The organism is Methylobacterium goesingense, from assembly GCF_022179225.1.
In the GTDB taxonomy this organism is placed as follows: Bacteria; Pseudomonadota; Alphaproteobacteria; order Rhizobiales; family Beijerinckiaceae; genus Methylobacterium; species Methylobacterium goesingense.
Map to the genome: position 1 here is coordinate 101,685 of NZ_BPQL01000017.1, position 6,692 is coordinate 108,376.

Annotated in this window: 7 protein-coding genes and 1 pseudogene; 6 read left to right on the forward strand and 2 right to left on the reverse strand. The window is 60.3% G+C overall.

The genetic code is table 11. The features are described from left to right. Nucleotides 1-130 precede the first annotated feature (130 nt). Nucleotides 131-829, forward strand: coding sequence for a glutathione S-transferase family protein (locus MFF30_RS03755; protein WP_238276730.1), 699 nt, complete (start codon nucleotides 131-133; stop codon nucleotides 827-829). A gap of 281 nt (nucleotides 830-1,110) precedes the next feature. Here the strand turns inward: MFF30_RS03755 and MFF30_RS26060 are convergent, their stop codons facing one another. After that, nucleotides 1,111-2,562 (reverse strand): tyrosine-type recombinase/integrase, encoded by a 1,452-nt coding sequence (locus MFF30_RS26060; RefSeq protein ID WP_306424557.1) that lies wholly within the window; start codon nucleotides 2,560-2,562, stop codon nucleotides 1,111-1,113. Between the two features lie 28 nt (nucleotides 2,563-2,590). On the opposite strand from MFF30_RS26060, the gene MFF30_RS03765 reads away from it, so the two are divergent. From MFF30_RS03765 to MFF30_RS03775, 4 genes are read left to right on the forward strand one after another with little or no spacing between them, the layout of a single operon-like run. Then, nucleotides 2,591-3,238, forward strand: a complete 648-nt coding sequence (locus MFF30_RS03765; protein WP_238276732.1) for a hypothetical protein — start codon at nucleotides 2,591-2,593, stop codon at nucleotides 3,236-3,238. Between the two features lie 14 nt (nucleotides 3,239-3,252). Continuing rightward, entirely contained in the window at nucleotides 3,253-3,498 is a 246-nt protein-coding gene (locus MFF30_RS03770; RefSeq protein ID WP_238276734.1) for a DNA-binding protein, read from the forward strand. Next, nucleotides 3,495-3,749 (forward strand): DUF6074 family protein, encoded by a 255-nt coding sequence (locus MFF30_RS26130; RefSeq protein ID WP_354465704.1) that lies wholly within the window; start codon nucleotides 3,495-3,497, stop codon nucleotides 3,747-3,749. The genes MFF30_RS03770 and MFF30_RS26130 overlap by 4 nt, the downstream gene beginning before the upstream one ends. Then, nucleotides 3,746-4,324, forward strand: coding sequence for a hypothetical protein (locus MFF30_RS03775; RefSeq protein WP_238276736.1), 579 nt, complete (start codon nucleotides 3,746-3,748; stop codon nucleotides 4,322-4,324). Before MFF30_RS26130 ends, MFF30_RS03775 begins: the two co-directional genes overlap by 4 nt. 733 nt (nucleotides 4,325-5,057) lie before the next feature. Here MFF30_RS03775 and MFF30_RS03780 read toward each other — a convergent pair. Next, nucleotides 5,058-5,621: pseudogene (locus tag MFF30_RS03780) on the reverse strand (IS3 family transposase); the annotation flags it as partial. Between MFF30_RS03780 and MFF30_RS03785 the strand changes: the two are divergent. Next, nucleotides 5,595-6,587, forward strand: a complete 993-nt coding sequence (locus MFF30_RS03785; RefSeq protein ID WP_373320836.1) for a helix-turn-helix domain-containing protein — start codon at nucleotides 5,595-5,597, stop codon at nucleotides 6,585-6,587. The pseudogene MFF30_RS03780 and the gene MFF30_RS03785 overlap by 27 nt on opposite strands. Nucleotides 6,588-6,692: the final 105 nt, after the last annotated feature.

Here is a 6,692-nt window from a genome sequence, read left to right on the forward strand (position 1 = left end):
GTGGAGAGGGGGCTGACGGCATGTCGCTTGGCCTGGGCGCAATCGCACCGGGCGCGGAACATTGGCCGACCTCGTCGGTCCTCATGGGCCGGTCCAGCGACCGGTCGTTCCCCATCCGCGGAGTTCCTCCTTGTCGACCAAAACTCGGATCTACACGTCGCCGTCGGCGTTCCCGAACCCCCAGCGCCTTCGCCTGTTCCTGCATGAGAAGGGCATCGCCGATGCCTTTGAGGAGGTGATCTACGACATGGCCCCGAAAGGGGAACAGCGCGGCTGGCGCCATCTCAAGATGAACCCGTGGGGCGAGACACCGACGCTCGAACTGCCCGACGGCACCTACCTGTCGGAATCGTCCGCGATCGTGCGCTACCTCGATGCGCACCACGCGGGCCGCAGGATCACCGGTGAAACGCCCCTCGCGCAGGGGCTCGACGCGATGTGGGACAATCGTGTCTGGGTGCAGATCCTCTATCGGCTCACGACGCAGTTCCACGTCCTGCATCAGGGTCTCGGGCCGAAGCTCGAACTGACGAGCAATCCGCAATGGGGCGAGCATTGCCGCAAGGAGGCCCTGTCGCACGCCGCCCTCGTCGACCGGCACCTGGCCGAAGGCCGCGACTGGCTGCTGGGCGGCGAGCACCCGACCTTCGCGGACATCACCCTCTGCACGGCCATCGCCTTCTCGAAGTTCGGTCCCGTCGCCACGCCGCTCGACGAGCGGTTCGAGCACCTCGACCACTTCTGGCAGCGCTGGAAGGCCCGCGACAGCTTCCGAAAGGCCTATGTGGATGGCGGCGGCCTCGCGGAATTGGCAGCCCTCTCGCAGTAGCAGCGGGTCGATGCGGGGCGCGTCCTTCCTACGGGCGGGACGCGTCCTCACCGCTCCGTCGCCGAACCCTGCGAGGATCCGCTTCGCCTGTCCGCGCCCGATGAGCGCGCGGGCTATTGGCGGTTTCGATGGAACGGGAGGTCCGGTTCGGCGGCCAAAGCAATTTTTCGGCCCTGCGTCGAAACCCAGAACCAAAATTCTAACACGTGCCAGGAAAAGTGGTGCCGGTTGCGGGACTTGAACTCGCGACCTACCGCTTACAAGGCGGGTATATCCGAAATTTAAATTGTTGCCGCGGTTGAGGATTTTACGGCGTTATCATTGCCGTGTTGCGCTTGTGTTGCAGGTTCAATCGATCCCAGGACGGAAAGCTCACCTGCCGTAGCGGCACGGCGATCCGCACGGCCGGCCGAAAACAAGTGTCCATATACGCGTTGCGTGAACTCAGGGGACTCGTGCCCGGCCCACTCGCTCACCTGTTTGATGTTGGCGCCCTCGTCGATCCAGAGAGACACTGCGAAGTGTCGAAAGCTGTGAGGAGTCCATCGAGGTGAGCCATCCACAGCAACGATCCCAAGCGCGATTTGGAGAGGGCCGATTTGGCGATTGACGATATTTGGATAGCCCAGAGGTGTCGCCGCATCTGAAGGGAAAACCAGGCCTTCAGACCTGCCGTTGATCGCCCTCCAGTTACCCAGGATCGTAGCGAGTTGTGGCCCGATCGGGATGTTGCGCAACGCCGCAACCGTCTTCACCCGATCCAGGCTGTTGAACCGATCGACGCCCTCACGCACCTCGAGGTGTTCCGGCATCACTCGTCCCCACGCCAATCCTCTAGCTTCTCCAATGCGCAGGCCTGCAAGGGCCATCGTTGCCAGCATTGGCCGAAGCCATGGCGTTGGACGAAACGCCTCTACCTCGGCTCCCACATGGTCTGCTCTGAACGCACGCAGAGCTTTGATGGGATGACCGGGCACCACACGGCGGACCTCAATTGTTCGGAGCCCCGAGGTGGAGCGCTCTCGAGCCACGAGAAACAGTCCCTCTACGTCCGCTGCCGCCGCCAGCAGCGCCCGCACGGACTCGCGCTCTGGGACGCGGATCGTATCCTCAGCGTCGCGGATCTCCGCACGGCGTGTCTTCCTCCGGCTGCGAAGCGAGCGAACAGGATTGGTAAAGGCCAGCCGCCGTCGAATTGCCTCGTCAAAGACTGCCCCGAGCACAATGCGTGCCCGCCGGCACGTGTCGTCTGTGCGGCCATCGACTCTCAACCTCTCCAGCCAATCTCCGACATCAGCAGGGTGAAGCTTTGGGAGAAACCGCGTACCCAGAAAGGGACGCACATGGCCACCGTAATAAGTCCGATAATTCTCGATCGTTGATCTTGCGGCCTCGTCTGCCTTAAGCGCTGTGATGAGCAACGCGTAGGCCTGATCAACCGTGCTCGCGGTTCGGTCCGGCACATGGCTCCCGGCTGCGACCTCACTCTTAGCTCTGGTGAGGAAGGCATCCGCCTCTTTTTTGGTTGGGAACTGTTTGAACCGCCTTTTCCCTTCCCCGTCGACGTACCCTGCCAACCAAACCGACTTACCGCTTGGTAGCGTCCGCTTTCGAATTGTCGCCATCCTATTACATCCATTGCATAAATCTGGCGCATGGCTTCGTAAACCACTACGAAACACATCGCCATGTAAGATTTTTACATATGGCGCTTGACGCGTCCACCGAGTCATGTAATTTTTTTCGACATGGGGCTGCGCGATGGCGTTCTTTAATGATCTCGTCAAATCAATCGCGGCGATTGAGGAGATGGACGAAATAACCGTCAGAGGAATTGGAATCAATGTTCGCGAAAAGGGGCTTATTTCAAAAGGAGGTAGGGGGCTTTCCGCTGCAAAAATGTCAGCTCAGGATGCCGCAAATCTTTTAATAGGTGTCAACGCTTCGGCCTCATCGAAGGAAGCTGCGGACTGCGTTGAAAAATACGGGATGTTCAAACTGAAGAATGCGAACGGCCTGTCTGTAAAGGGACGCGATCTTCTCAACGAAATTTGGGAAAACGACATTTCCTTCGGTGAGTTTTTGGCGCGGTTGATTGTTATGTCTGGACCCGAGCAAGAAAAAATAGAACCCTTAGGAGAATTCATCTTCAATAATGTTGATTTTCCGAAGGGTGGAATTAGCAAAGCAGATATGTGCCTGAAGATCGACAGGCATATCAGTCTAGAGATTGTCTTCATCAAAGGTCAATCAAAAGCTGGTTTGAGGTTCCGGGACTTCCAAACGCGTAGTACCTACGCACAGCTTCTGTTTGTAGGTAGTGGCGAAGATTATCAAGGCGATCGCTTCGATACCACTATTTTCACACAGCGGACATTGAGAGCTGTTGGAAATACAATCGCAAAATAGCGGAGATTATCAAAATGGCCAATGTATCAACACGCCTGCTAGGCGTGAACGATCCCGGCTTACAACTCGCCGAGGATCTTATGACGGGCGCCGACGCCATCGCCGCTTTCATGTTTGGTGATGCAACGGAGGCAAATCGGCGTCGAGTTTATCACTCGGCCGACAAGCTGGGGCTTCCTTGCTTCAAGCTCGGTGGCACCCTCTGCGCTCGGCGCTCAACGATCCTCTCTTGGATCGAAAAACAGGAGAGCGCAGCATGAGCGGGGTGATCCTCCCATTTCCGCGGGTACAGGATCGCCGCTTCATCCAGCGCCATGCTGCTCACATGGCGGCTGCTTCCAGCACTGCGAAAGCCGAGGCGCATTTGCAGCGTCAGTTGAGCATCCAAAGGGCAGCCCTCGAGCGTCGCGGGATCGATCCAGCTGCCGTGTCCGCGGAGATCCAGGCCATAGAGTGCAGCATTCGAGCAGCATGCTGGACTTTCCTTCTCGCACCTGGAGGAGCGGCATGAGCGAACACGTCACAGCTAGGAGGGCCGACGCCACAGGACGCTCGACGGGCAAATTCCTCGACTCGAAATTCAGGAAATCGAACAGCGTCCCAAAAGGCCAAGCGTTCGTTTGGTTCACCCGCGAAATGCTGGAGAGCCCAGCATGGAGGGCGATGTCTCAAAATGCTCGCCTTGCTGTCGATCGAGTCTGTGTGGAGCACATGAGCCATGGTGGCGGACAGAACGGTGCTCTGCCCGTCACCTACGATGATTTTGAACACGCTGGCATTCGGCGGGGTAGCATTCGCAGAGCAATTGCTGAGGCCCTTGCCCTCGGCTTCATAGAGATGACGCGGAAAGGCACTCGGGGTTGGGGAGAGTTCACCGGAGAGCCGAGCCATTTCCGATTGGCTTGGCTGCCAACCTCAGAAAATGGCGCTGTCACCATCCGGTGGAAACGCTTCGAAACTTTGGCGGAGGCCGAACGGGTCGCAGCCGCCGCACGCGAGGAAGCATCAAGCCGGCGTAATTTATCGGAAATCAAAGACCAGCGAGACCCGGTAATTCGGCGGGTTCGTAAATTCAAAAGCCAGTGACATTTCTGACTTTTTGCCAGTGTCACTTGTAGCGCTGATCCAGTGCCAGAAGTGTAACCACTGAGGCCAGTGTCACTTCTGTAACTACTATTAATATCTTGGCTGGGTTCACGGTCGCTGACTTCATGACGCCCCGGTCTCCGCCTCATCGAAATCCCGAGATCTGCTGCCGATGCAGCGGAATGACCTGGCATGATCCAGGAGGAGAACCCTCATGTCCAAAATCCATGAAGCTCGTGAGGCGCTTGCTGACGTCCTCAGGGACACCGCCCGCTGGCGTCGAGAAAGAGCAGAGCAACTCCCCGAGAACTTGCATAGGCCGTGGACCACAAACGGGGTCAAGTCCAACATGGCTCGAAGCCATACCTTAAGGAGGACCACTTTTCAGGGGGGAGGCAAATCGACTGCTTCTCCCCTAACCGACTCAGGTCTGTGCCCGTCACAGGGCTGATGTGGCCACGTATCAGGTGTTTGGAGAGCGGGGGGTAGGGGGGTCCGAAGTCTTCCGGGGTAGGGTCGGCCACCGCATGGGGTCTCAGGCGGGGACTTTTTTTCGCGGAAGCCAGGAAATTTCAGGCGGCTGATATTAAGGAGGCCCGGAGGCCAGGGGTATTCGAGGGGCCAGCAGGCCCGGAGGCCAGGGGTATTCGAGGGGCCAGCAGGCCCGGAGGCCAACGATCTTCGAGGGCCAGGAGGCCTAGACTGATCCTCCCCCGATTCCACGGACAGGAGGTTAGCTCGCGTTCCGCTCGGCGTGCTCGGGGGTGATGTAACCGAGTGCCGAGTGGATGCGCTGCCGATTGTAGTATCCTTCGATGTAAGCGAACAGGTCGCGGCGAGCCTCGTCCCGGGTCATCCATCGTCGCTGGTGAACGAGTTCGACCTTGAGCGTGTGGAAGAAGCTCTCCATGGGAGCGTTGTCGTAACAGCAGCCCGTCCGGCTCATGGAGGGCGTCGCCTTCATGTCGGCGAGCTGTTTGCGATAGGCCTCGGCGGCGTATTGGCTGCCACGATCCGAGTGACAGATGAGCCCGGCACCCGGTCTTTGTCGTTGGGTAGCCATCATAAGGGCGGCCGCCGTCAGCTCGGTCCGCATGTGATCGCGCATGGACCAGCCGACGATCTTGCGGGTGGCGAGATCGAGCACGGCAGCCAGGTAGAGCCAGCCCTCGCCAGTGGGCAGGTAGGTGATGTCGGCGAGCCAGACCGTATTGGGCCGCGCGGCCGAGAAGATCTGCTTCAGGAGGTTGGGCGCGATCGGCAGGTCATGATGGCTGTCGGTCGTGCAGGGCCGGAATCCGAGGGATTCGAGGCCTACCATCGGCTCTACGGCCTTGCGGCAGACGTAGATCGGACCGAAGGGCGGTTCGGCGCTGCAGTCCGAGTGCTGCATGTCCCGCGCATGCAGGTGTTCGAGCGCCAAGTGAGCGGCCTTCAGCATGGCCGGACGACGGCGCGGGCGCGGCGGGACGGATTCGACCACTTCGCCCTGCATATGCTGAAGTCCGGCGAACTCGTGGCCGGGCCGGCCGGGGCGGAGCGTCGCTTGAAGCCCGGCGAGGTATCTATCGTCGATACGTCCCATCCGCATCGGTCGCGCATGGAAGGTGCCCATCTCTACACGGTCCAACTTGCGCGGGAGCATGTGCAGGCCGTGCTGGGCACCGTCGACCGGATCCACGGTGCTGTCCTCAACGCGGCGACGGCCGGCCTGCTGGCGGACTTCACCGCCTCCTTGATCCGGCATGACCGGCAACCATGTCCCGGCGAAACGGACCATGCGGCCAGGGCCGTGACCGAACTACTTGCCCTCAGCCTGTCCGGCGAGACGGCATCCCCGCGTAGGCTGTCGGTCGATTCGGAGAAGATCCTGCGCCGCTCGCAGGCCGACGCGTTCATCGCCAAGCACCTGCCGGATCCCCGCCTCAACGTCGACGCCGTCGCCGCTGGGATAGGGGTCTCCCGCTCCGTCCTCTACCGGATCTTCGAGGACGAGGGCGGCGTCCGGCAATTTATCCAGCGTCACCGGCTAGACGCCGCACGTCGTACCCTGCGGCGCCCCGGCGAAGGACTGAGCATTGCCGTCCTGGCCAATACCTGCGGGTTCGCGAGCCAGAGCCATTTCAGTCGCGCCTTTGCGGGCGCGTTCGCCATCTCGCCCGGCCGTTTCAGGGCCGAACTCCGGGATGCCCGCGCTGCCGACAGCGTTGATAGCGCGCTTCTGGACAACCCCCTGATGCGCTGGGCCTACGACCTGTACTGATCCCATCCGGTAGGAGGCTCGATCACCGTTCCCGCCAGGCCTTTGCGATCTGATCGGAGAGCGGTTTGACGAGGTAGCTGAGGACAGATCGGTCGCCGAGCTGCA

Bases quoted from the DNA above. Each gene is read 5' to 3' on its own strand.
- MFF30_RS03785 (WP_373320836.1), top strand. From the start codon at position 5,595: ATGGCTGTCGGTCGTGCAGGGCCGGAATCCGAGGGATTCGAGGCCTAC.
- MFF30_RS03775 (WP_238276736.1), top strand. From the start codon at position 3,746: ATGAGCGAACACGTCACAGCTAGGAGGGCCGACGCCACAGGACGCTCG.
- MFF30_RS03770 (WP_238276734.1), top strand. From the start codon at position 3,253: ATGGCCAATGTATCAACACGCCTGCTAGGCGTGAACGATCCCGGCTTA.
- MFF30_RS26060 (WP_306424557.1), bottom strand. From the start codon at position 2,562: ATGACTCGGTGGACGCGTCAAGCGCCATATGTAAAAATCTTACATGGC.
- MFF30_RS03765 (WP_238276732.1), top strand. From the start codon at position 2,591: ATGGCGTTCTTTAATGATCTCGTCAAATCAATCGCGGCGATTGAGGAG.
- MFF30_RS26130 (WP_354465704.1), top strand. From the start codon at position 3,495: ATGAGCGGGGTGATCCTCCCATTTCCGCGGGTACAGGATCGCCGCTTC.